This is a genomic window from Amycolatopsis sp., from assembly GCF_035546795.1.
Lineage (GTDB): Bacteria > Actinomycetota > Actinomycetes > Mycobacteriales > Pseudonocardiaceae > Amycolatopsis_E.
Map to the genome: position 1 here is coordinate 92,421 of NZ_DASZWC010000071.1, position 21,875 is coordinate 114,295.

General features: G+C 70.5%; 27 protein-coding genes. 16 read left to right on the forward strand and 11 right to left on the reverse strand.

Annotated features, from left to right (window positions below; all coding sequences use genetic code 11):
- Positions 1–242: 242 nt before the first annotated feature.
- Positions 243–440 (forward strand): DUF2795 domain-containing protein, encoded by a 198-nt coding sequence (locus VHD82_RS35510; protein WP_325713784.1) that lies wholly within the window; start codon positions 243–245, stop codon positions 438–440.
- A gap of 1 nt (position 441) precedes the next feature.
- On the opposite strand, the gene VHD82_RS35515 is transcribed toward VHD82_RS35510, so the two are convergent.
- Both VHD82_RS35515 and VHD82_RS35520 read right to left on the reverse strand, forming a co-directional pair.
- Complete coding sequence (locus tag VHD82_RS35515) at positions 442–1,656, reverse strand: cytochrome P450 (RefSeq protein WP_325713785.1); 1,215 nt, start codon at positions 1,654–1,656, stop codon at positions 442–444.
- A gap of 11 nt (positions 1,657–1,667) precedes the next feature.
- A complete protein-coding gene (locus VHD82_RS35520; protein ID WP_325713786.1) occupies positions 1,668–2,180 on the reverse strand; it encodes a PadR family transcriptional regulator in 513 nt (170 codons plus the stop codon).
- Positions 2,181–2,316: 136 nt separating this feature from the next.
- On the opposite strand from VHD82_RS35520, the gene VHD82_RS35525 reads away from it, so the two are divergent.
- From VHD82_RS35525 to VHD82_RS35550, 6 genes are all read left to right on the forward strand, one after another.
- Complete coding sequence (locus tag VHD82_RS35525; RefSeq protein ID WP_325713787.1) at positions 2,317–3,351, forward strand: GAF and ANTAR domain-containing protein; 1,035 nt, start codon at positions 2,317–2,319, stop codon at positions 3,349–3,351.
- Between the two features lie 155 nt (positions 3,352–3,506).
- Entirely contained in the window at positions 3,507–3,881 is a 375-nt protein-coding gene (locus VHD82_RS35530; RefSeq protein WP_325713789.1) for a DUF6292 family protein, read from the forward strand.
- 92 nt (positions 3,882–3,973) lie between these two features.
- Positions 3,974–5,149, forward strand: coding sequence for an FAD/NAD(P)-binding oxidoreductase (locus VHD82_RS35535; protein WP_325713791.1), 1,176 nt, complete (start codon positions 3,974–3,976; stop codon positions 5,147–5,149).
- Positions 5,150–5,176: 27 nt separating this feature from the next.
- Entirely contained in the window at positions 5,177–6,121 is a 945-nt protein-coding gene (locus tag VHD82_RS35540; protein WP_325713793.1) for an acyl-CoA dehydrogenase family protein, read from the forward strand.
- A complete protein-coding gene (locus VHD82_RS35545) occupies positions 6,118–7,368 on the forward strand; it encodes a bifunctional PIG-L family deacetylase/class I SAM-dependent methyltransferase (RefSeq protein ID WP_325713795.1) in 1,251 nt (416 codons plus the stop codon). The genes VHD82_RS35540 and VHD82_RS35545 overlap by 4 nt, the downstream gene beginning before the upstream one ends.
- The gene (locus VHD82_RS35550; protein WP_325713797.1) at positions 7,365–8,075 is read left to right on the forward strand and encodes a glycosyltransferase family 2 protein; all 711 of its coding nucleotides are present in this window, start codon (positions 7,365–7,367) and stop codon (positions 8,073–8,075) included. The genes VHD82_RS35545 and VHD82_RS35550 overlap by 4 nt, the downstream gene beginning before the upstream one ends.
- 146 nt (positions 8,076–8,221) lie before the next feature.
- On the opposite strand, the gene VHD82_RS35555 is transcribed toward VHD82_RS35550, so the two are convergent.
- Positions 8,222–9,100: an NAD(P)H-binding protein gene (locus VHD82_RS35555; protein ID WP_325713799.1), complete on the reverse strand. Its 879-nt coding sequence runs from the start codon at positions 9,098–9,100 to the stop codon at positions 8,222–8,224.
- Positions 9,101–9,170: 70 nt separating this feature from the next.
- Between VHD82_RS35555 and VHD82_RS35560 the strand changes: the two genes are divergently transcribed.
- Positions 9,171–9,785, forward strand: coding sequence for a TetR/AcrR family transcriptional regulator (locus VHD82_RS35560; protein ID WP_325713801.1), 615 nt, complete (start codon positions 9,171–9,173; stop codon positions 9,783–9,785).
- Between the two features lie 28 nt (positions 9,786–9,813).
- On the opposite strand, the gene mgrA is transcribed toward VHD82_RS35560, so the two are convergent.
- The 3 genes from mgrA to VHD82_RS35575 form a co-directional block, all read right to left on the reverse strand.
- Positions 9,814–10,860 (reverse strand): L-glyceraldehyde 3-phosphate reductase, encoded by a 1,047-nt coding sequence (mgrA, locus tag VHD82_RS35565; protein ID WP_325713803.1) that lies wholly within the window; start codon positions 10,858–10,860, stop codon positions 9,814–9,816.
- 76 nt (positions 10,861–10,936) lie between these two features.
- On the reverse strand, positions 10,937–11,182 hold the full coding sequence (locus tag VHD82_RS35570) for a hypothetical protein (RefSeq protein ID WP_325713805.1): 246 nt from the start codon (positions 11,180–11,182) through the stop codon (positions 10,937–10,939).
- A 147-nt stretch (positions 11,183–11,329) separates the two neighbouring features.
- A complete protein-coding gene (locus VHD82_RS35575) occupies positions 11,330–11,839 on the reverse strand; it encodes a glycosyl hydrolase-related protein (RefSeq protein WP_325713807.1) in 510 nt (169 codons plus the stop codon).
- Here VHD82_RS35575 and VHD82_RS35580 point away from each other — a divergent pair.
- The 3 genes from VHD82_RS35580 (at position 11,813) to VHD82_RS35590 (ending at position 15,010) form a co-directional block, all read left to right on the forward strand.
- Positions 11,813–12,979: an ROK family transcriptional regulator gene (locus tag VHD82_RS35580; protein ID WP_325713809.1), complete on the forward strand. Its 1,167-nt coding sequence runs from the start codon at positions 11,813–11,815 to the stop codon at positions 12,977–12,979. The genes VHD82_RS35575 and VHD82_RS35580 overlap by 27 nt on opposite strands.
- Before the next feature lie 96 nt (positions 12,980–13,075).
- Entirely contained in the window at positions 13,076–13,948 is an 873-nt protein-coding gene (locus VHD82_RS35585) for a LysR family transcriptional regulator (protein ID WP_325713811.1), read from the forward strand.
- Between the two features lie 81 nt (positions 13,949–14,029).
- Positions 14,030–15,010, forward strand: a complete 981-nt coding sequence (locus VHD82_RS35590; protein ID WP_325713813.1) for an NAD(P)H-quinone oxidoreductase — start codon at positions 14,030–14,032, stop codon at positions 15,008–15,010.
- A 20-nt stretch (positions 15,011–15,030) separates the two neighbouring features.
- Here the strand turns inward: VHD82_RS35590 and VHD82_RS35595 are convergent, their stop codons facing one another.
- The 3 genes from VHD82_RS35595 to VHD82_RS35605 form a co-directional block, all read right to left on the reverse strand.
- Entirely contained in the window at positions 15,031–15,408 is a 378-nt protein-coding gene (locus VHD82_RS35595; RefSeq protein ID WP_325713815.1) for a VOC family protein, read from the reverse strand.
- Positions 15,409–15,485: 77 nt separating this feature from the next.
- On the reverse strand, positions 15,486–16,697 hold the full coding sequence (locus tag VHD82_RS35600) for an MFS transporter (protein ID WP_325713817.1): 1,212 nt from the start codon (positions 16,695–16,697) through the stop codon (positions 15,486–15,488).
- A 27-nt stretch (positions 16,698–16,724) separates the two neighbouring features.
- Positions 16,725–17,969: an FAD-dependent oxidoreductase gene (locus VHD82_RS35605; RefSeq protein ID WP_325713819.1), complete on the reverse strand. Its 1,245-nt coding sequence runs from the start codon at positions 17,967–17,969 to the stop codon at positions 16,725–16,727.
- Between the two features lie 88 nt (positions 17,970–18,057).
- Between VHD82_RS35605 and VHD82_RS35610 the strand changes: the two genes are divergently transcribed.
- Complete coding sequence (locus VHD82_RS35610) at positions 18,058–18,948, forward strand: LysR family transcriptional regulator (RefSeq protein ID WP_325713820.1); 891 nt, start codon at positions 18,058–18,060, stop codon at positions 18,946–18,948.
- Here the strand turns inward: VHD82_RS35610 and VHD82_RS36925 are convergent.
- Positions 18,924–19,526, reverse strand: coding sequence for a TetR family transcriptional regulator C-terminal domain-containing protein (locus VHD82_RS36925; RefSeq protein ID WP_414637629.1), 603 nt, complete (start codon positions 19,524–19,526; stop codon positions 18,924–18,926). The two genes, VHD82_RS35610 and VHD82_RS36925, sit on opposite strands and share 25 nt — an antisense overlap.
- 183 nt (positions 19,527–19,709) lie before the next feature.
- Between VHD82_RS36925 and VHD82_RS35620 the strand changes: the two genes are divergently transcribed.
- The 4 genes from VHD82_RS35620 to VHD82_RS35630 are packed head-to-tail and all read left to right on the forward strand — an operon-like array spanning position 19,710 to position 20,855.
- On the forward strand, positions 19,710–19,988 hold the full coding sequence (locus VHD82_RS35620; protein ID WP_325713824.1) for an SDR family oxidoreductase: 279 nt from the start codon (positions 19,710–19,712) through the stop codon (positions 19,986–19,988).
- Positions 19,952–20,311 (forward strand): hypothetical protein, encoded by a 360-nt coding sequence (locus VHD82_RS36930; RefSeq protein WP_414637636.1) that lies wholly within the window; start codon positions 19,952–19,954, stop codon positions 20,309–20,311. Before VHD82_RS35620 ends, VHD82_RS36930 begins: the two co-directional genes overlap by 37 nt.
- On the forward strand, positions 20,193–20,555 hold the full coding sequence (locus VHD82_RS35625) for a DUF4440 domain-containing protein (protein ID WP_325713826.1): 363 nt from the start codon (positions 20,193–20,195) through the stop codon (positions 20,553–20,555). The genes VHD82_RS36930 and VHD82_RS35625 overlap by 119 nt, the downstream gene beginning before the upstream one ends.
- 39 nt (positions 20,556–20,594) lie before the next feature.
- The gene (locus VHD82_RS35630) at positions 20,595–20,855 is read left to right on the forward strand and encodes a hypothetical protein (protein ID WP_325713828.1); all 261 of its coding nucleotides are present in this window, start codon (positions 20,595–20,597) and stop codon (positions 20,853–20,855) included.
- Positions 20,856–21,352: 497 nt separating this feature from the next.
- Here VHD82_RS35630 and VHD82_RS35635 read toward each other — a convergent pair whose 3' ends face one another.
- Positions 21,353–21,847, reverse strand: a complete 495-nt coding sequence (locus VHD82_RS35635; RefSeq protein WP_325713830.1) for a MarR family transcriptional regulator — start codon at positions 21,845–21,847, stop codon at positions 21,353–21,355.
- Positions 21,848–21,875 lie beyond the last annotated feature (28 nt).

Here is a 21,875-nt window from a genome sequence, read left to right on the forward strand (position 1 = left end):
CCGTTCCCGATCGGATACCCAATCGGGTCAGGAACCGCCTTCGAGGTCGCGGTTGATCAGTACCGACCCCAGCCGGGTCTTGACCGGTTTGCGCCTGCGGATCAGCGAGCACGCGCCGCTGCCCGTCCGCCAGGGCCCGCGTCATCGGCTCCCCGGATCGTCTGGCCGAATACCGCGCGAACCGTGCGGGTATTCCCGGACCGCAGCCAGGGCGAAACCTCATCGGAAGGGAGTGAGCGCTGATGACAGCGCCGAACTACCACCGTCTCCGCCAGGCCATCGCCGGCGCCCGGTTCCCATGCGAGCAGGGTGACCTGCTCCGGCAGGCGGCCGCGGCGGGCGCGGACGACGACACGCTCGGTCACCTGTCCGCGCTGCCGCGCCGCTCCTACGACGATGCGGATGCCGTGGAAACCGCCTGCAAGCAGCTCCACGAGTGAGTCACCACAGGACGGGCACGGTGTCCACGCCGCCGGTCAGCCGATGCGTGCGCACCTCGATGTCGTCCACCCCGACCGCCAGCCGCAGCCCGGGGAAACGGCGGAACAGCGAGGAAAACACGATCCGCAGCTCGGTGCGGGCGAGGTTCGCCCCGATGCACACGTGCGCGCCGTGCCCGAACGCGACGTGCACGTTCGGTTTGCGCGTCGGGTCGAACTCCTCGGGCGCGGTGAAGGCCGATTCGTCCCGGTTCGCGGCGGCGTTGGAGATGATCACCGCTTCGCCCCGCTCGACCAGCACGCCGCCGACCTCGACGTCTTCGTGCGCGTACCGGACCAGGCCGAGCCCGCCCGGCGCCGCCATCCGGAGGATCTCCTCCACCGTGGTCTGCGCCTGGCCCTCCGGGTCGGCCGCGAAGCGGTCTCGCCGAGACGGGTCGCTGAGCAGGAACAACACGCCGTAATCGATCCGCCCGGACGTGGTCTCGTGCCCGGCGAACAGAAGCCCGGCGGCCTGCCGGGACAGTTGCTCGTCGGTGAACGTGGGATCCTCGGCCTGCATGGCCACCATGTCGGAGATGACGTCCGGCTCCGGGTTCTCCCGCTTCCTCGCGGCCAGCGCGGCGGTGTAGGCCATGAACTCCGCCATCGCCTGCTGCGCGTCGTCACCGCCGTCGAGCACCCCGATCCGCTCGGACAGCCGGCGGAAACGGGCCCGGTCGGCGTAGGGCACACCGAGCAGCTCGCAGATCACCAGTACCGGCAAGGGAAACGCGAGCAGTTCGTGCAGGTTCACCGGCTCGCCCGGACGCGCCTCGCGGGCGGCGGCCATGTCGTCGAGGCAGCGGTCGGCCAGCTCCTGGATCCGGCCTGCAAGCCGGCGCATCCGCGGCGCGGAGAACGCGGGCACGAACATCTTGCGCAGCCTCGCGTGTTCCCGCGCTTCGGTTTCGTAGTCGCCGGTGGGCCCGGCCTGCAGCGCCGCGTGCGAGATCTTGGCCGCCTGCTCCGGCGCCGGATGGGAGCGCCCGAACCGCTTGTCCCCGAAGACCTGCCTGGCCTCGGTGAACGTGGTGACCAGCCAGGCGGGATCGCCGGCGGGCGTGGTCACCCTCGTCAGCGGAGCCTCGCGGCGCAGCGCGCGGTAGAGCGGCGCGATATCGAGCGCGTTCGGCCGCTCGAACGGAAGTCTGGGCGCGGGTTCGACGGTGGTCATCAGGGCGCTCCTCAGTTGTCGTGTTCCGGGATGCCGGAACGAATCCCCGCCAGCCACGCGCGCTCGGCATCGAAGCGGCGGCACAGTTCGCCGAGCACCGTGCGGCTCCACGGGTCGGCCTGTCCGGATAGCAGCGCGGCGATGTGCTGCCGTTTGGCGGCCATCGCGCGATCTCTCGCGTCGAGCACGGCCAGCTGTTCCGCCGCCCGCAACCAGCCGAAATTTCCCAGTCTGGCGAGGAATTCCGAATCGTTGCCCGCCAGTTCCTCGGGCAGGTCGGCGAGCAGATCGTGCAGCATTTCCCGGCCGACGTCGGTGATGCGGTACACGTGCCGGGGCGGTTTGCCCTCCTGTTCCTCCGCGCTGCGGGTCACCGCCCCGGCGTCGACGAACTTGCGCAGCGACGGGTACAGCGAGTTGTTGGACAGCGTGTGCCCGGTTGAGGCTTCGACCTCCCGCCGCAGTTCGTAGCCGTGCAACGGGCCGCGGGCCAGTTTGGCCAGCAGCAGGACCTCGATCCACACCTAGGTCACGGTAACCTAGGTATGCGTGACCGCACAACGTCTCAGCGTGATATCCGGCCGGAAATCCACGAAGGTCCACTATGGACACACGGGGGCGGGACTGTCCGGCCGCCGGGGACGGGGCGATACTGAGCCGATGACCAAGAGCGGCGAAGAGCGGATAGCGGTGCGGCAGGCGCTGGTGGTGCGGCTGACCGGCGACGCCGTATCCGCCACGCTGCGGGAGGCGGCCGGAACCGGACCATCTCCTTCGCTGGTCGTGCTGGACCTGCGGGAACTGGAGCCTCTCGCCACCGAGGACGCGCTGTTGGTGCGTGAATTCGCGCGCACGCGCTCCGCGGAGGGCATTCGCTGCCATCTGGTGGCAAACGGCGCACCGGCGCGGGCGCTCGCGCTGCCCCTCTTCGCCGATGTCGACCACGCACTGGCCGGTGAATCCGGAACCGATGGCGCCCCATCGCAGGTGGAGCAGTTCGAATCCCTGACCCGCACCCTGCTCGGGGCGCCGAGCGTCGCAGCCGCGCTGGAGCGGATCGTGAACGCGGCCACCGTCGTCGTGCCCGGCGCGGACCTGGTCAGCATCACCCTGCGCACCGGGGCCGGCGAGTTCCGCACCCCGGTCGAAACCGACGAACTGGCCGCGGAGCTGGACCAGGTGCAGTACCGGTCGGGCCGGGGCCCGTGCCTCGACGCCGCGCGGCCGGAGGGGCCGGGCTACGTCGTCAGCGACGACCTCGGCATCGAACAGCGCTGGCCGGAGCTGGCCTCGGCGGCCTACAGCCACGGCTACGGCTCGATCATCGCCACCGAACTCGTGCAGGCCAAAGGCACCGAACAGCCCTCCGGCGCGCTGAACATCTACTCCCACAAGACCCGCGGCCTGACCGACACCGACCGGCACGCGGCCCTGCTGCTGGCCACCCATGCTTCGCTGGCGCTGGCGCACGCGAACACCACCGAATTCGCGGAGCTGAAGCAGGCCCAGCTGCGCCAGGCGATCGACAGCCGGGACATCATCGGGCAGGCCAAGGGCATCCTGATGAACCGGCAGGGAATCAGCGCCGACGTCGCGTTCGACCTGCTGCGCCGCACCTCCCAGGACCTCAACGTCAAGCTGGTCGAACTGGCCCGCACGCTCACCACCAGGCACGGAGACCTCGATCGCGATTGACGCGGGGGCTGGCGTGCCCGCGTAGGGTGGGTGTGGCAGAGGTCGCGGCAGTCGACGGCACCGGTGGGCGCCTTGGTCGCCGCACGGTTGAAACGGGCGGATCCGGGGAAATACCGAAGAAAGCTCACCAGTCCCACCGGTTAGGAGCGTCTCCCTTGAAACCCGACCAGAACTTCGCGCCGCCTTCGGACATGCGGCGCTACATCGAGTCCGTAGCGACCGCGCTCGGGGTGGAGCCTGCCGCGTCCCTGACCGAATACGGCAACCCGTCACACGCCTACATCGCGCTGGCCGACACCTCGAACCGGTACCCCGGCCGGTTGCTGATGCTGCTCTGGAACAGCGAGACCGGCTGGTCCCTGGCCCTGGAGCCGGAACGCTCGGAGGCGCATCGCATCCTGGCGTCCTGGCCCGGCGTGGTGAGCCCCGCTCCCGCCCGCGTGGCCGAACTCGTGCAGCGCACGCTGGCCGGCCCCGCGGCGCCCGGCGCGGTCCCCTCGCCGAGTGCCGCGGCCGCCTCGCGGCGCTAGCGGTTCGGGCGGCCTCGCGAGTCCGAAGTGGACCGGCCGCGTTTCGTGGGATCTGGCGCTTATTCAGGTGCTTTCCCGGGTACCCGGTGGGCATGAGCGACAAGGGAGACCGGTTCCTCATCATCGGCAGCGGACCCTCCGCTGTTTCAGCGGCACGCGCATACCGGGACGCCGGCGGTGTGGGCGAAGTCCGCATCCTGACCGCGGATGGGGAACTGCCGTACGCCCGGCCGCCGTTGTCCAAGGAGTTCCTGCGCGGCGAAGCCGGGGACGACGACTTGCCGCTGGAGGACTCGTCGTTCTACCGAGAGCGGGAAATCCAGGTATCGCTCGCCGACCCGGTCACCGAATGGGACCTCGCGGCGCGAACGGTGCGAACCGCGTCGGGCGAAACCGTCGGCTACGCCCGTTGCCTGTATGCCACCGGCGCGGAACCCCAGCGGCCACCTATCCCGGGCGCGGACCATCCGGACGTATGCACGCTGCGCTCGGCGCGTAGCGCGCGGGAGCTTCGCACCGCGGCGGAAGGGGCGCGTAGCGCCGTCGTCGTCGGCGCCGGGTTTATCGGGTGTGAGGCCGCGGTTTCGCTGAGCAGGCTTGGCGTCCAGGTCACCACGTGCTGTCCGGAACCGGTACCGCAGCACGGCAGGCTGGGCGCCGAGGCCGGAGTGGAAATCCTGCACTGGCTCAAGTCCGAGGGGGTCAGCGTGCTCACCGGGACCAAGCTGCTCAGCGTCGAAGCGGGCTACCGGGTCCGCACCGATTTCGTCCCGTTGATGGACACCGATCTCGTCCTGCTCGCCACCGGCGTCAAGCCTCGCGTGGAGCTCGCCGAGAAGGCCGGACTGACCACGGCACAAGGCCGTGTCGCCGCCGACGAACAGATGCGGACCAGTGCCGAAGGTGTGTACGCCGCCGGCGATGTCGCGCTCGCATACAACGTGGCGGCGGGCCGCCCACTCCTCGTCGAGCACTGGGGCGAAGCCGAGACCATGGGCGAGATCGCGGGCGCGAATGCGGCCGGTGCACAACGTACCTGGCACAACGCGCCCGGCTTCTGGACCGTGATCGGCGACCGGGTGCTGAAGTACGCCGCGTGGGGCGACGGGTTCACCGAGGCCAGGCTGACCCGTCACGACGATCCGCCGGACGCCTTCACGGTGTGGTACGGACGCGATGGCGTCACCGTCGGCGTGCTCACCCACGAAGCCGACGATGACTACGAAACCGGCGCCGAGCTCGTGGCGCGCGCCGCTCCCCTGCCCTGAAACACTCCACAAAGGACACTTCCGCAGATGACCGATGTGCTCGACGCAGCACCGATCGCGACCTCCCTGCGCCGGTTGGCCGGGGACGGCACGCTCGAGCTGCCGCTACCCGGAGGCGGCCACACCTGGGACCGCTGGACAGCGCTGCGCGGGCTCGGCGCCCGCGACCTGGCGCTGGCGAGGCTCGCCGAAGGGCACACCGATGCGCTCGCCATCCTCGCCGAGGCCGGCAGGCAGCCGGTGCCGGACGCGCTTTACGGTGTCTGGGCGGCGAAATCCGGGGGCACCGGGGCAGCACTCGAACAGGGCACGCTGTCCGGCACGGTACGGTTCTGCTCCGGCGCGCACCTGCTGGACCGCGCTCTCGTGGCCGCCGGCGACCTGCTCATCGAGGTGGACCTGAGCCGCGACGGGATCGAACGGGACGGCGAGAGCTGGCAGGCGATCGGCATGGCCGCCTCCGACAGCGCGGACGTGATCTTCCACGATCTGCTCGCCGGGCCCGCGGACGTGATCGGCGCGCCCGGCTGGTATGTCTCGCGGCCGGGTTTCGCCCACGGCGGCGGTGGAGTCGCAGCCGTGTGGCTCGGCGGTTGTGACGGGATCGTCGACGACGTGGTCACGTATCTGCGCGCACGCCGGGCCGACGAACACCAGCTCGCACATCTGGGCGCCATGCACACCGCGATTCGTGCGGCGGAAGCCCTGCTCCGGCGGACGGCCCAGGCGATCGACGAGGGCACCGACCCGGATCCGCCGCGCAGCGCGGAAATCTGCCGTGCCGCTGTCGAGGCCTGCGCTACCGGAGTGCTGGATCGCGCGCCCAAGGTCACCGGTCCGACGCCGTTGTGCCGCGACAGGTCGTTCGCCCAGCGAATGGCGGACCTGCTCGTCTACGTGCGGCAGCAGCACGCCGAGCGGGATCTCGCCGGGCTGGGCCGCAGAGTGCTCGAAGACGGGGTGACTCGATGAGCCGCCAGCTGCGTCCGTTGGACCTGCGCGGCGTGGGCCGCGTCACGATCGTCGCCGCGCATCCCGATGACGAAACGCTCGGCGCCGCCGGGCTCGTCCAGCGGCTGCATGCCGATGGCGTGAAGGTTTCACTGGTCATCGCCACAGATGGCGAAGCCGCGTTTCCCCGCTCGGACGGGCCGGAACGGAAGCGGCTGGCAGCCCGGCGCCGGGAAGAGCTCGCCGATGCCCTGCTCACGCTGGGCGCCGGAGACGTGGAGCCGGTGTGGCTGGGCCTGCCGGATTCGGGCCTGCACGAGTGCCCTGAGCGGCTGACCGCGGAACTCGCCGACCTGCTTCGGGACAGTGACCTGTGCCTGGCGCCCTGGCCCGGCGACCCGCATCCCGATCACCGCGAGGCGGGGCTGGCGACGCTGAGCGCGGCACCGGAGGGCGCCGGGTGCTGGTCCTATCCGATCTGGATGTGGCACCGGTTCGAGCTCGATGACCCCGGAATCCCATGGGAGCGGGCGTTTTCGTTACGGCTGACCGGCGCGGAGCGCTTGGCGAAGGCCGCGGCGATCGAAGCGTTCGTCTCGCAGACCAGCGCGGGCCCGCACGGTGAGGACCCGATCCTGCCGACGGACGTACTCGCCCATTTCGACCGCCCGGACGAGATCTTCTTCCGCGAACCGCCGCGGCGGTCTGCCTCGGCACAACGATTCGCCGAATTGTACCGGGATTCGGACGACCCGTGGCAGACCGGGAAACGCTGGTACGAAAGGCGGAAACGCGCTGTCGCACTGGCCGCACTGCCGCGGGAACGCTACGGCACCATCGTGGAACCGGCTTGTGGCAACGGAAACCTGACCCGTGAGCTGGCCGGGCGGGCTGATCGGCTGGTGGCTTTCGATCCCGTCCCGGCAGCCGTGCAGGCGGCCCGCCGCGCGACGGCCGGACTGTCCAATGTGGAGGTCTGCGTTGGCTCGCTCCCCGGTGGCCTTGCCGGGTCGAGTGCGGATCTCCTGGTGCACAGCGAAATCCTGTATTACCTCAGCGATGAAGATCTCGCGGAGACCCTGGCGCTGTCGGCGGCGGCACTGGGTTCCGGCGGGCATCTGCTGGCGATGCACTGGAAGCCCTGGGCTCCGGAGGCGCCGCGGGACGGCTGGGACGCGCACCGGCGGCTGCTCGCCCATCCGGATTTCGACCCTCTCGTCGCTCACGACGACGAAGAGTTCGTGTTGCATGTGCTGAAGCGGCGATGATCGAGGCGGTCGGGGTGGTCATTCCCGCCCGTGATGAGGAAACCACTGTCGGCGCCTGTCTCGACGCCGTCGGCGCGGCGCTGCAGTCGCTGCCCGGGCGGCTGGAGCGTGCTGTGTGTGTGGTCGCCGATCGTTGTTCGGACCGCACGGCGGAGACGGCGGCGGCGGCTTTGGGTGGCGGGCGTTGGGGTTCGGTGTACCGGAGCGAACATGATCTGTCCCTCGGCGAGGTGCGGGCTCTGGGTGTGCGGCAGTGCCTTTCCCGGCTCGGCACGGATCCTTCGGTGACGTTGTTGCTCAGCACGGATGCCGACAGCCTGGTGGATCCCGGCTGGGCGCCGGCACATGTGGCGAGGGCGAACGAGGGGTACCACGCCATCGCGGGTTCGGCCGAGCTGATCGACCCCGCCGGGCTGGGTCCGCTGGCGCGCTGCCGGTATGAAGCGGTGCTGGACGATGCCGCCGGCCCGGAGGGGCACGGCAACGTTTATGGCGCGAATCTCGGCGTCCGGGCCGATGCGTATGCCACTGTCGGCGGTTTCGCGGCTTTGTCCAGCAGCGAGGACCACGACCTGTGGAACCGCTTGGGCCGCGCCGGTTTCCGCCGTTGCTACGACGAGACGGCCCGGGTGCTGACCAGTGCCCGGCTTCGCGGCCGGGCTCCCGCCGGGTTGGCCGCGCTGTTGCGCCGGTTGTCCGTGGCCTGAGTTTCGAGGCCCGGACGCGACTGTCCCGCCAGCAGCCCCGCGATGGAACGAGCACCCCGACCCTGACACTGAAATGACTCCTCCCTCCCCCGCTGCGCTCCGGTCTGCGATCAAGCAGCAGCAAAGGCCGTACCTCGATCAATGAACTACGCCTGCACGTCGGGCTTGAGCTCCTCCTCACACCATTGCCGGAAACTGGTGGGCGTGGTGGCCTCCACCGTGCGCGGCTCGGCATTGTCGAGGCCGTTGTTCTTGGCCACCGTCATGTCGATCATGCCCTGGGCCATCGCCTCGGAGACCCCGCCGCCGAGCAGTGAGGCACGGAACCCCTCCAGCGGAACCTCCTGATACCGCACCGGTTTGCCGAGCACCTCGGACAGAATCCGGGCCATGTCGTCGAAGGACAGATCCTCGGGCCCCAGCACCGGCACACTGCCGACACCGCTCCACGAGCGATCGATCAGCAGCCTCGCGCCGGCGGCCGCGATGTCCCGCCTCGCGCACGTCGGGGCCTTCAGATCCGCGGGCGTCGGCCCGTAGAACACTCCCTCGTCCCGGATCGAGGCGGCCTGCCGCAGAAGGTTGTCCATGAAGGACGGCATCGTGAGCGCGCGATAGCTCACGCCGGTGGCCGCGAACATGTCGTCCATCTCCAGCGAGGCCGAGATGTTGCCCGCCTGGCCGGGGAAACCGCGGCCCAGCGCCGACACGCCGACGACATGGCTTACCCCCTGGCCGGCGAGCACCGCACAGGCCGGGCGGCAGAACTCCTGATAGACGGCTTCTAGACTCGCGGCATGCGGATTCGACGGTGGCAGCCAGAACACGGCGTCCGCACCGGCGAACGCCTTCTCCACCACGGCGGCCTCGCCGTGCGAACCCCGCACGACCTCGACCCGGTCGGCCACCTCCGGGGCAAGGCGCGCGGGCTCGCGGGCAATGACACGCACGGCCTCGCCGTGTTCGAGAAGGTGCGGTATCAGCTGACGCCCGATACTGCTCGTGGGCGCGGTGACGACGATCAAGGCAAGCTCCAAGGACGGTCGAAGGAAGTAAACTCGACTGTACCGTTTACTTCCGAGGAAGGCAAGACCGATGGCGATACGCGGTGCCGCCCTGCGCGAGCACATCCTGCTGACGGCGAAGGACGTCTTCCTGGAGATGGGTTTCGAGCGGGCGTCGATGGACGTGATCGCGATCCGGGCCGCCACGTCCAAGCGGTCGCTCTACGCGCATTTCGCCAGCAAGGAGAAGCTGTTCCGCGACGTGGTCGAACTGGTGCGGGAGCTCTACCTCGGCAGGCTCGGCACGCCCGGCGACTACGCCGAGGACATCGCGGAGGCCGTCGTCCTGTTCTGCGGCCGCTTCCTGCAGCTCATCCTCTGGGAGCCCGCGCTACGGACGTGCCGGCTCGGCATCGGGCAGGCCGAACGGCTCCCGGACGCGTCGGCGGGCTTCTACGACGCGATCTTCCACACGACGCACGAACGGCTCGAGGATTTCCTGACCGAGCACTGCCGGCTCACCCGGGCGGAGAGCACCGAGATCACGAACCAGCTGATCGGCCGCACGGTGTATCCCCGCGTGTTCCGGGCCCTGCTCGGCGTCGAGCCACCGCTGCCCGGGCAACCGGACGAAGCCACCATCGCGAAGGACATCGACCTGGCTCCGATCCGGGAAGCCGTTGCCGCACTGGTGCCGACGGACTGATCGTCCGTACACAGTGGACCGAAAGGCGTCAGCCGACGTTGCCCTCGCGGGCGTCGCGCCACAGGTCGACCGCCGCCCCTTCGGCGGTCAGCTCGTCGATCTCGGCCAGCTCCTCCTTGGCGAATTCGAGGTTCTTCAGCGCGGCCACGTTCTGCTCCAGCTGCTCCGTGCGGGACGCGCCGATGACCAGCGAAGTGACCCGCTCGTCGCGCAACGCCCAGGCGAGCGCCAGCTGCGCCAGAGTCTGCCCACGCCGCCCGGCGAGCTCGTTCAGCGCGCGCAACCGGCGCAGCATCTCCTCGGACAGCCAGCCGGTGTCGAAGGTTTTCCCTTGCGCCGCACGGGAATCCGCGGGCACCCCGTCGAGGTAGCGGCCGGTGAGCAGGCCCTGGGCCAGCGCGGTGAACCCGATGACGCCGATGCCTTCGCTTTCGGCCGCGTCCAGCAGGCCGTCGGTCTCGATCCAGCGGTTGAGCATCGAGTACGAAGGCTGGTGGATCAGCAGCGGCGTGCCCAGCTCGCGCAGGATCGCGGAGGCCTCGCGGGTGGTGTGGGCGTCGTAGGAGGAAATGCCCACGTACAGGGCTTTGCCCTGGCGGACCGCGGTGTCCAGCGCGGTCATCGTCTCCTCCAGCGGCGTGCTGGGGTCGGGCCGGTGGGAGTAGAAGATGTCCACGTAGTCCAGGCCCATCCGGCGCAGCGACTGGTCGAGCGAGGCCAGCACGTACTTGCGGGAACCGCCGCCCTGCCCGTACGGGCCCGGCCACATGTCCCAGCCCGCCTTGGTGGAGATCACCAGCTCGTCGCGGTACGGCGCCAGGTCCTCGCGCATGATGCGGCCGAAGTTGATCTCCGCGGAACCGTAGGGCGGGCCGTAGTTGTTCGCCAGGTCGTGGTGGGTGATGCCGAGGTCGAACGCGCGCCGGGTGATCGCCCGCTGCGCCTCGAACGGCTTGTCGTCCCCGAAGTTGTGCCAGTAACCCAGCGACAGCACGGGCAGGTCGAGGCCGGATCGCCCGGTGCGGCGGTAGCTCATCGTGCCGTGGTAACGCTGCTCGTCCGCGAGATAGGTCATGGCCCCCACTCTGCTGTGCGGCGACGGCGGTGTCCAACACTTCTCGGCGATCGCGGTGAGCAGCGGGACCGATCAATCACCGGTCCGGAATGGACACCGGCGACAGCCCGGCCCTCGTCTCGGTCGAGGCCAGCACACCGGGCGCGATCCTGATGGCGCGCGGCTGAGGTCGGCCACACGGAACAGGTTGCCGTCCGGGTCGGCGAGCACGACGAACGAGCCCGAGCGGGCGCGCGACCTCGGCCTGCTGTCCGGCGGCGGTGTCCACGAACAGGTCGAGGTGCAGCCGCGGGCGCGGCTCGGCGGGCGAGTCGCTGTGCATCAGCACGAGCGCCTGGCCCGGGCCGTCCGCGTGGTCCAGGTTCCGCCACGTCTCGCTCGTCCACTCGTCGCCGTCCAGAACGTCACCGCGCGCGGCAGGTCGGTCACGCCGAGCACCGGAAAACCGAGTCTGAGCATGGTTCGCACACTAACCGCGCCGCACCCGCAGCGTCACGATCTCGAACGGCCGCAGCTCCAGCTCGACCGGCTCGTCCTGCCACGACCGCGTGGCATCGGTTTCCCGCTCCAGCAGGTCGGTGGTCCTCGCCCGCGCGACGGGCTCGGAGAACTCGATGCGGGTGCGAGCCCGGCCGCCGCGCGCCTCGTACAGCCGCACGACCAGGTCACCCGAGCGGTCCTCGGCGAGCTTCACCGCCTCCACCACGACGGCGGGCGACGACACCGTGACGAGCGGCGCCACCGGGCCACCGCCGCGCACGGTGCGCACCGGCAGGTTCAGCCGGTAGCCGGTGTCGATGGCTTCGAGCACGGTCGGCGCGGGCCGCAGGGCGGTGCGCAGCACGTGTTCGCCCTGGTCCGCCTGCGGGTCGGGGAAGCGCGGCGCGCGCAGCAGCGACTGCCGCACCAGGGTCACGGTGGAGCCGTCCTCGGCCCAGTGACGCGTGATGTCGTGGCCGTACGTCGAGTCGTTGGCCACGGCCACGCCGAAGCCCGGCGCACCGGCCTGTCCGGGCAGACCGTGTCGAACATCGTGCGCAGGCTGGTCGACGCCGGGCTGATCGAACCGGCGGGCCGCGCGGAGGCCGACACCGGCGCCCGCCGGACGATGTTCCGGGTGGTGCCGCAGGGGCAGTATTCGGTGGGGCTGCACATAGACCCCGCACGCATGACGCTGGTGTTGCTGAACCTGGCCGGTGAGGTGGAGGACAGGACGTCCATCGCCACCCCGAGCACCGACGGCCCGCAGGACGTGCTCGACGCGATCGTCGGCGCGGTCACCGATCTGGTCGCGCGGCGCCGGATCCCGCTGCTGCGCATTTCCGGGCTCGGCGTGTCCACGCCCGGCCCGATACTGGCGGATTCCGTTGTGGGGCCACCGAATCTGCGCGGCTGGGGGGTCGTGCGGCTGCGGGACGAACTGGAGAAACGACTCGGCCTGCCGGTCGTGCTGGAGAAGGACACCATCGCGGCGGCGACCGGCGAGCTCTGGGCCGGTGGCGGCACGCTGTCGAACTTCGCCTTCATCTACCTGGGCACCGGCATCGGCGCGGGCATCGTGCTGGGCGGCGAGGTGATGCGCGGAGCGAGTGACAACCTCGGTGAGATCGGCCATCTGAGCGGCGATCCCGACGGTACCGAGTGCTACTGCGGCGGGCGCGGGTGTATCGCGATCACCTGTGCCCCGGTGCATCTGGTGTCGGCCGCGATCGACGCCGGTCTGCTGCCGCAGGCGGACCTGGCCGACCACCTGGCCGTGGAGACGGCGCTCGGCCGGTTGTGCGCGCTGGCGGACGGGGGTGACGAGCGGGCGACGGCCATCGTCGAGAAGTCGGCACGCGCCATCGCGAGGGCCGGCGGCAACCTCGCGAACGTGCTGGACCTCGACACCATCGTGCTGGGCGGGCCGAACTGGTCCGCGCTGTCGGCGATCTACCTGCGCGTGGCGCCACCGATCACCGCGTCCCTGCTGACCGTGCGCGATGTGCACACGGTCGATGTCCGCGGCACAACCCTCGGCGAGGACGGTGGTGCCATCGGCGCCGCGTCACTCGTGATGTCCACGATGGCCTCGGCGCGGAGCGAGCATCTGCTGGTTTCGCCGCGCCGGGGGCATTGAGGCTGTCGCGTCGCAGGGCGTCCCAGCACCTGCGACCACCCCAACCGCCACCCGGGTGTGACCGACCAGCGATCGTGATCGCCGCATACTTGAGGCGTGGAACTTCGTCAGCTGCGGTACTTCGTGACGGTCGCGGAGGAGCTGCACTTCGGCCGCGCCGCGCAACGGCTGCACATCGTGCAGGCCGCGGTCAGCCAGCAGATCCGCCGGCTGGAGCGCGAGCTCGGCGTGGAGCTGTTCGACCGCTCGCCGCGCACGGTGCGACTCACCACCGCCGGCCGGCTTTTCCTGCCCGAAGCGCGCGCGGTGCTGGCCGCCGAAGGCCGCGCGAGGGCCAAGATCGCGAGCCTGGCCCGCTCCACCGTGCTGCGGCTGGGCACGAGCAACGGCCTCGGCGAGCGGCTGGACCAGGTTCTGGACAACCTGACGGCAACCGTGCCGGGGCTGAGTGTCGAACTGGTTTCCGCCGCCACCCAAGCGCGGCTGGACCAGGTCCGTGAACACACGCTCGACGCCACGTTCGTGCGCGGAGTGACCGAAAGCCCGGGCTTGCGGCTGATCCCGTTGTGGCAGGACAGACTCGCCATCGCGCTGCCGGCCGGGCATCCGCTCGCCTCGGCGGAAACGATCGGCCTCGCCGAACTGTCCGGGATGCCGCTGCGGCTGGCCGACCGCGCCCGCAACGCTCCGCTGCACGAGCTGATGGTCGCGGCCTGTCGCGCGGCCGGATTCGACGCGGTGTTCGGCCCGCCGTCGACGACGATGCAGGACACCCTCGCCATGGTCGGCAACAGCACCGGCACATGGACGGTGCTCTACGCCACCCAGGCGCGCCGCCTGGTGACCCCGCGGGTGGCCGTGCGCCCCGCCAAGGAACAGCTCACGATGCCCACGCTGCTCGCCGTCTCCGCGACGAACCCGCCGTGGTGCCTGCCGGAACTGCTGCGCGCCTGCGATCACGATTCCTGATCGCAGCGGACACGAATCGCTCCTTGGTCACCGCGCGTTTCCGGAGTGCACTGGATCCTGCCTGCCAGACAAGGAGATCCGATGCACGCGATCACGATCCACGAACCCGCCACCTTGGCCTGGACGGAGGTGGACGACCCGCGCCCGGCCGAGGGCGAGGTGCTCATCCGCGTCACGGCCGCCGCGGTGAACAGGGCGGATGTGCTGCAACGCCAAGGGGTTTACCCGGCACCACCATGGGCGAACCAGCTGCCCGGCCTCGAATGCTCCGGCACGATCGCCGAACTCGGCGAAGGGGTCGAGGGCTGGCAGGTCGGCGACCAGGTGTGCGCGTTGCTTTCCGGCGGCGGCTACGCGGAACTGGTGGCAGTACCCGCCGCGCAGCTGTTGCCCGTGCCGGAGGGCGTCGGCCTGGTGGCGGCCGCCGCGCTGCCCGAGGTCGCGTGCACGGTGTGGGCGACACTCGCCGAGAGCGCACGCCTGCGCGAAGGCGAAGTTCTGCTCGTGCACGGCGGTTCCGGCGGGATCGGCACGCACGCCATCCAGGTCGGCAAGGCGCTCGGCGCGACCGTGGCCGTCACGGCCGGCTCGGCGGAACGGCTGGAGCAGTGCCGGCGCCTCGGCGCGGATGTCACGGTCAACTACCGCGAGCAGGATTTCGTGGCCGGGCTGAAGGAACTCGGCGGGGCGGACGTGATACTGGACAACATGGGAGCGTCCTATCTGGACCGGAACCTCGACGCGCTGAACACGGCAGGCAGACTGGTGATCATCGGCTTCCAGGGCGGGCTCACCGGCGAGCTGAACATCGGCAAGCTGATCGGGAAACGGGGCAGCATCAGCACTTTCGCGCTACGACCGCAGCCGGCGGCCGGGAAGGGGCGCATCGTCGCCGCTGTCCGCGAACACGTGTGGCCGCTCGTGGAAAGCGGCGCGGTGCGGCCGGTGGTCGGCCGCACCGTCCCGCTCGACCAGGCCGCGGAAGCCCATCGCGCGATGGAAGAAGGCTCCGTGTTCGGCAAGATCCTGTTGCGGAGTCAGTACCACTTCGACGCGCGGTGAAGCCCTTCGGACGATTCCACTCAGCCGCCGTACGGCCGGGTGATGATCTCCAGCCGGTGCCCGTTGGGATCGCACCAGTAGACCCCGCGACCGCCGTCGTGGTGGTTGATCCGGCCTGGTTCCCGGCCGAACGGGTCCGCCCAGTACTCCAGCCCCCGCCCGGTGACGCGCTCGAAGATCCGGTCGAACTCCGCCTCCCCGACGAGGAACGCGTAGTGCTGGGTGTGCACCGGGCCATCGACGTGCGCGACGTCGAGCGAGACGTCGTTTTCCATGCGCAGCACCAGGAACGGCCCGTACTCGACGGGTTCGGCCAAGCCGAGCACGTCCGCGAAGAAGGCCGCTGTCGCCTCGCGGTCGGCGGCTTCGACGATGGTGTGGTTGAGCTGTACCGACATGATGTGCCCCTCTCAGCTAACGCCCCCTCCATCGTCCTCCCGCGCGGCGACGACGTCCAAGCATCGGCGGCGTCGGTTCAGCGCCCCGCGGCGGTGACCGGCTCGGCCTCCTGCCTGCTCGGCCTGTCGTCCCGCACCCCGAGCAGCACCGCCGCGCCGAGCAGCGGGCCGACGGCGAGGAGCGCGAACGCGGCGTAGAACGAGCCGGTCGCGTGGAACACCGGGCCGACCGCGGCGGGCACCAGGACACTGCCGAGCTGCCACACCGCGTTCACCGCGCCTGCCGCAGAACCCGCGAGCCGGTCACCGGCAAGCCGGGGGATCATCGCCGCCGTGAGCGGGCTGTAGGCGTACGCCGCGATACCGAGAACCGGTGCCACGGCAAGGAAGGCGCCATAGCTGTGCAGTGCGCCGAACACCAGCAGCGCGGCGGTGAACAGCACCAGGATCGCGATGATCGGCAGCCGCATGCCCAGCCCGATCCGGTCGGTGATCCAGCCGATCAGCGGTTTCACCACGACCGCGGACGCGGAGAAGATCACCACCACGATCCCGGCGTCGACCGCGGAGATGTGGCTGCCCTTGATCATCAGCGTGTTGGACCACGTGACGAACCCGTAGGTGCCCCACAGGCCGCCAAAGCCCGCGATACCGAGCAGCAGCAGATCCTTGTTGCGCGCCAACGGCCGCACGTCCGGCAGCGCCCGCTTCGCACCACTCGCCTGCACATCGCCGTTGCGGATGAAGATCGCGCAAAGCACCGCCAGCACCATCGTGACGATGCCGAACGTGTGGTACGCGGTGCCCCAGCCCGCCTTTTCGATCAACGTGGGCACCACCGCGTTCGCGATCACCGTGCCCAGCGAGGTGGCGGTCATGAAGATCCCGCTCGCCATCCCGATCTCGTGCGGCGGATGCCAGGTGGTGATGAGCTTCATCCCGGCCGCGAACTCCACCCCGGCGAACAGCCCGACCAGGCCCTGCACCACCAGGCCGAGCGGAATCGACGTGGTGGAGCCGAAAACCGTCATCAGCGCGCCGGCCGCCAGCAGGCTCGTGCCGAGCACCACCCGGCTGCCGAGCCAGTCGGTCAGCAGGCCGCCGCCGGCGTTGGAGATGACGTAGCCGATGTAGTAGCAGGTCGCGAACACGCCGAGCGCGGCGAGCGGGACATGCCAGGAGTCGCTGACCGCCGAGGAGGCCGGTCCCCAGGTGGACCGGTCGGTCGAGGTCATGGTGAAGCTCGCCCAGCACAGGGTCAGCACGACCCAGCGGTAGCGGGAACTCATCGTTGAGGCTCCAATCGGGAACAAGGGTCAGACGATCGCGTCCTGGCGCCGGAGCTCGGCCCGGATCGCCGCCACGTCATGGTTTTCGTGCTCCGCGTGGCGGGCCGCCGCGACACCGGCGGCGTGCCCGGTGGCGAAGGCGGTGCCCATCACCCGCACCGAGGCGTAAGCCCGCGGATCGGCGCTGGTCAGCCTGCCGGCGCCCCACGCGTTGTCGGTGTCGGCCGAGGTGATGGCCCCGTAGGGCACGTCGTACCAGCCCTTGCCCGCCAGTTCGGTGTAGCGGGTGATGCCGGGCCCGGCGTGGTCCTCGATCGGCCAGCCGCAGCGCGCGATCGAGGTGTCCGGCCGCTTGCGGGCTTCGAGCACGTCGGCCGCGGTGATCGTTTCCCGGCCGACGAGGTGCCGGCTCTCGCGGATCCCCAGCTGCGGGCCGGTCTCGATCAGATAGGCCGCGGACCAGCCGGGCAGATGTTTGCGCAGCGCGTCGAGGTATTGCCACGCCTGGCGCCGCGCGCTCGCCTCGTCCCGGCTGAACGCCTTCGCGTCCAGCACGTCGGCCTGCTCGTCCACCAGCAACGCGATGACTTCGCGGGTCAGCGGCAGGTGCACGGCGATGCCGTAGTCGCGGGCGAGCCTGACGCCGGAGCTCTCCGCGTACGCGGCGACGGCCGTGCGCAGCCCGTCGCGGGACAGGTCGGCATCTTCGGCGACACCGCCGAAGCGGCACACGAGAGTGCTCGTCTGGCGCTGGTCCACCGGCTCGACGCGCACGCCCGCCCCGGCAGCCGCAAGGAGAGCCCCGTCGCCACTGGCGTCGACGAACGCGTCGGCGCGGATGTGCTCACGGCCGCCGCGGTGGTGCAGCTCGACCTCGGTGATCCGGCCCGCTTCGCGTCGCGCGCCGATGAGCGTGCTGTGCAGCCGGACCTCCACGCCCGCCGCCTCGGTGACCCGGTCCGCGGCCAGCTTCGTCGCTTCGGTGTCGAGCAGGACGATGCGGTTGCCCGTCCAGTTCATCGTCTTCTCCTCGTACGCGCCCAGATCACGCAGCCGCCGCAGCATCTCCTCCCCCACCCCGGCGACGACCCGCTCCCCCTGCTGGTCGAAGAACCCGCAGAACGTCAGCACCGAACTGATCGTCGCGGCGCCACCGAGAAACGGGTACTGCTCGACCTGCAGCACGCGGGCACCGGACCAGGCCGCGCCCACGGCCGCCCCGATCCCGCCCGCGCCGCCACCGATCACCACGACGTCGTACTTCTCGCCCATGAACCTCCCTTTCCGTCCGGGCCAGTAGACGACGGGCACGGGCACCGGCGCCAATATCAATCCGGCAGCCGGGGCATAACCTGAAGGTATGGAGCTGCGGCAACTACGGTACTTCGTAGCCATTTTCGAGCATCGTTCGATCTCGCGCGCGGCCGAGCACCTGCGCATCTCGCAGCCCGCGCTGACCCGCCAGCTGCACCAGCTGGAACGCGAACTGACCACGACGTTGTTCGAACGAGTGACCACCGGGGTGCTGCCGACGCCGGGCGCGCTCGCCCTGCACGAACACGCCACCACCGTGCTGCGGCTGGCCGACGCGAGCCGCGATGTGGTCCGCTCCACCCGCCCTGCCAAGGAGATCGTCCGGACCGGACTGCCGCCCGGCACGTCCGCGGCCTGGCTCGACGGGCGGCAGCGGGCGTTGATGGAGCGGGTGCCCACCGCGGCGATCGCGTTCACCGACGCCAGCAGCACCGACCAGCTGCGGATGGTCCGGCAGGGCCATCTCGATCTCGCGCTCGTGCACCAGCGCCCGCCGGAGCAGCTGACCGGGCGGCTGCTCTACGAACAGCCTTTCGGGCTGGCCATGCGCCCGGGGCATCGGCTGGCAGGGCGCGAACGGTTCGGGGTGGCCGACCTCGACCGGCTCCGGGTGCTGGCGCACAGCCGCGACCAGGTGACCACCGAGGGCGAGCAGATCAGCGCCGCCGCCAGGGCGCAGGGCCTGCATCCGGACTGGGTTTTCGCCTGGTTCACCGAAAACGCGCACGCGTGCGCCGTGGCTAGCGAGGCCGACGCCGTGCTGCTCACCGAGCCCAGCGCGCGACGGTTGTTGCCGGACTGGCAGTGGGCGCCGCTGACCGACCCCGGGTTCGCCCTGCCCACCTGGCTGGCGCGCCAGGCACAGGTGCGCGCCGTCGTCGCGCAGGTGGCCGAAGTGCTTGCGGCGGCGCCTCAGCGGGTCAGGGATTCCACATGAACGAGGATCGCGTCAAGCGCAGTCTCCAGCGGTTTCACCTTGCGCCGCAACTGGGTCAGCAGCAGGCCACCCTGCAACGCGGCCAGCACGGCCAGCGCCAGGTCGTCGGGGTCGCCGCGGAGTTCACCGCGCGCGTGCACCCCGCGTAACCCGGACTCGATCGCGACGGCGAGGCGCGCCCCGGGATCGGTCTCCGCGACCTCACTGCCGAGCGAGCCGATCGGGCAGCCGCCCCGGCACTGCGGGCGCCGGTGGTACTCCACCATCGCGTCCCGCCGGCGGCGCAGCCCGGCGAGGGAATGGACAGGAAGTACGGCGCGCGGATGTTGGCCGCCACCACGGTGTCGAACGTCGCCACGTCCTGGGTGACCGTCGGTGCACCGGGAACAGGGCGACGTTGTTGACCAGGATGTCCACCGGGCCCGCCTCGCCGGCGAGCCGGCGCAGTTCGCCGAGATCGGTGAGGTCCGCGGCGACGAACCTGGCCGACCCGCCCGCCGTGGTAATCGCCTTGCCGTGGCCGCGCCGCGTTCGGCGGTGCGACCGGTGATGATCATCCGGGCGCCCGCCGACGCCATGAGTTCGGCGGTTTCGCTCGGCCGGAGTGGATTACCTGACCCACTTTGCCGAGGAAGAAAATGGGCTGATGTACGAACGGGGAGTCACCGAAGCCACAGCGGAGGAGGTGCGCCTCGCCGCCCGCCGCGCTCGTGCCGGCCATGCTGGGGCGGGGCTCGGGCAGCATCGTGAACGTCAGCACGATGGCCGCCGGCGTCTGCATGCCCGGGCTTTCGGTCTACGCCGCGACGAAAGCCGCGCTCGAATCGCTGACCCGCACGTGGGCGGCCGAGTTCAGCCCGTCCGGCGTGCGCGTCAACACCATGTCGCCCGGACCCACCGGCACCGAGATGTCCAGCACCGCCATGGACGAGGAGACGATCGCGCAGATCGCGGCTCCACCCTGCTCGGCAGGCCGGCCGAGCCACGGGAAATCGCCGAAGTCATCGCCTTTCTCGCCTCCGGCAGCGCCGGCTTCCTGACCGGTGCCACGGTGGCCGCGGACGCGGGCCGCACCGCGGCCTGGCGGTTCACCACGGGCACGGCCGGTTCCGGCGACCGGCCGTGCCCCGTCTTTGCGCACGGCAAATGTCCACAAAGGATGATCCGCGGGAATCGGCCGCACCAGCAAAGTTTTGCTCTATGCTCCGGATGTCCCTGTCACGAGGTTTCCGGAGGCAGCCAGGGTGCGGACAGCGGAACCGCTCGAACTGGAACACGCGGCCTGGCAGGCCGCGGCCGCCGGGCGGGCCGCCGAGTTCTACGCCGGGGTGATGGCCTCGAACGCCCGGGTTTTCCTTGTTGACAAGCAGTTCACCCGGGCAGCCGCGCTCGCGGACTGGGCGCCCGGCCTGACCTACCGGCGGTTCCGGCTCTCCGGCGAGACCGTGCTCCCGGTGACCGGCTCGCTGACCTACGTCACCTACCAGGCCATCGTGCAAGGCGGCCGGGTGCACTGCTCCACCCTGTATGTCCGCCACGGCGGGCGCTGGCTGCTGACGCTGCACCAGCGGCGGCCGTTGCCGGCGACGGAAGAACCGCCGGCCTGAGTTACCGCGGAAGATTTCTTACGCATCTTCGCGGGCGGTGTGCCGGGAGGTCCTGCACTGGCCGGGGTCCGCCGGACGGTGCGGGAGCTGCTGCCAGGCAGGACACCGGAGCCGGCGGAGGTCCGGGCCGCCGACACAGCAGTGGAGGACGCCACGCTGATCGCCCGAGCCAACGACACGGCAGTGCAGGACGCCACGCTGATGGCCCGGCTCCGCACCCCGCCGGTCGCGGTGCCCGACCACGGCGAACTGGCCGGCGTGATCACGTCCTCCCGGCTGCTGGAACAGGCACTGCGCTGAGCCGGGGCCGGCGATGAGCCCCGCCATCGCCGTCGCGTACGCGCTCATCGCCGGCGAGAAGATCCCCAAGATGGTGGCCCCGCCGACCGGCGCGGCGGTGGTTCTCGCCATCGGTGCGGTCAGCTCGGATGAGGCCTTCTGCGCCGGCTTCGGCCTTCCTGGACAACCTCGCGCCACTGGTGATCATCGATATAGCCGTGCTGGCAGTGCTGCTGCCGTGGCTCTTCCGCGGTGTGTTCACCCATGATCCCGAACGCGCCGCGGAGATCGTGGCCCTCAACGAGCGGGAGGCGATCCGTGACCGCGCCCCGCTGATCGAATCCGGCGTGGTGCCGGCGGTGGTGTTCCCCGCGTTCGCCGGGCATTCCGTGTTCCACCTGGAGCCTTCGATCGTCGCGCTGATCGGCGCCGGGATACCGGTGCTGGTCTCGGGCACCCGATCTCGCGACCGTGCTGGTGGCCGTCCCGTATCTGAGGCTGCGGTATTTCGTGGTCGGCTAGAGCCAGAGCGGGTCGCCGTGTTCGACGCTGGGCTCGCCCCCGGCTTCGCTGAACGCGGTCAACGCGCGGACCAGACCGGTCCGGGTGCCCTCCGGCATCCGGCTGACGATCCGGGTGATCTCGCGCCGCCTGCGCTGGGTGACCTCGCGGACCACGGCCGCACCGCTTCCGGTCAGCGACACGACCAATTCCCGCCGCGACGCCGGATTCGCCTCCCTGCTGACCAGCCCAGCCGCGACCAGCCGGTCCACCATCCTGGTGGCCGTGGACGGGTTCACCGCCAGTGCGTCCGCCACCGCCGTCAGCTTCACCGGGCCGCGGCTGGACAGCACGACGAGCAGCCGGAACTGCGGGATGGTGATGGACTCGTCGACGGCCGCGATCGACTTCGCGGACACCGCGACGAGCAGCCGGGACGCGGTGAGCACGGCGTCGGTGACGGCATCGACGTCACTGGCGGCCGGCGCGCCGGGGGTACGACGGGAGGGCATGGCACTGTTCTACCTCACACTCCATACA

Coding starts and splice junctions, on each gene's coding strand:
- mgrA (WP_325713803.1), bottom strand. CDS start 10,860: ATGACCTATCTCGCGGACGAGCAGCGTTACCACGGCACGATGAGCTAC.
- VHD82_RS35535 (WP_325713791.1), top strand. CDS start 3,974: ATGAGCGACAAGGGAGACCGGTTCCTCATCATCGGCAGCGGACCCTCC.
- VHD82_RS35600 (WP_325713817.1), bottom strand. CDS start 16,697: ATGAGTTCCCGCTACCGCTGGGTCGTGCTGACCCTGTGCTGGGCGAGC.
- VHD82_RS35545 (WP_325713795.1), top strand. CDS start 6,118: ATGAGCCGCCAGCTGCGTCCGTTGGACCTGCGCGGCGTGGGCCGCGTC.
- VHD82_RS35510 (WP_325713784.1), top strand. CDS start 243: ATGACAGCGCCGAACTACCACCGTCTCCGCCAGGCCATCGCCGGCGCC.
- VHD82_RS35590 (WP_325713813.1), top strand. CDS start 14,030: ATGCACGCGATCACGATCCACGAACCCGCCACCTTGGCCTGGACGGAG.
- VHD82_RS35620 (WP_325713824.1), top strand. CDS start 19,710: ATGGCCGCCGGCGTCTGCATGCCCGGGCTTTCGGTCTACGCCGCGACG.
- VHD82_RS35570 (WP_325713805.1), bottom strand. CDS start 11,182: ATGCACAGCGACTCGCCCGCCGAGCCGCGCCCGCGGCTGCACCTCGAC.
- VHD82_RS35525 (WP_325713787.1), top strand. CDS start 2,317: ATGACCAAGAGCGGCGAAGAGCGGATAGCGGTGCGGCAGGCGCTGGTG.
- VHD82_RS35560 (WP_325713801.1), top strand. CDS start 9,171: ATGGCGATACGCGGTGCCGCCCTGCGCGAGCACATCCTGCTGACGGCG.
- VHD82_RS35595 (WP_325713815.1), bottom strand. CDS start 15,408: ATGTCGGTACAGCTCAACCACACCATCGTCGAAGCCGCCGACCGCGAG.
- VHD82_RS35610 (WP_325713820.1), top strand. CDS start 18,058: ATGGAGCTGCGGCAACTACGGTACTTCGTAGCCATTTTCGAGCATCGT.
- VHD82_RS35515 (WP_325713785.1), bottom strand. CDS start 1,656: ATGACCACCGTCGAACCCGCGCCCAGACTTCCGTTCGAGCGGCCGAAC.
- VHD82_RS36925 (WP_414637629.1), bottom strand. CDS start 19,526: ATGGCGTCGGCGGGCGCCCGGATGATCATCACCGGTCGCACCGCCGAA.
- VHD82_RS35635 (WP_325713830.1), bottom strand. CDS start 21,847: ATGCCCTCCCGTCGTACCCCCGGCGCGCCGGCCGCCAGTGACGTCGAT.
- VHD82_RS35540 (WP_325713793.1), top strand. CDS start 5,177: ATGACCGATGTGCTCGACGCAGCACCGATCGCGACCTCCCTGCGCCGG.
- VHD82_RS35605 (WP_325713819.1), bottom strand. CDS start 17,969: ATGGGCGAGAAGTACGACGTCGTGGTGATCGGTGGCGGCGCGGGCGGG.
- VHD82_RS35550 (WP_325713797.1), top strand. CDS start 7,365: ATGATCGAGGCGGTCGGGGTGGTCATTCCCGCCCGTGATGAGGAAACC.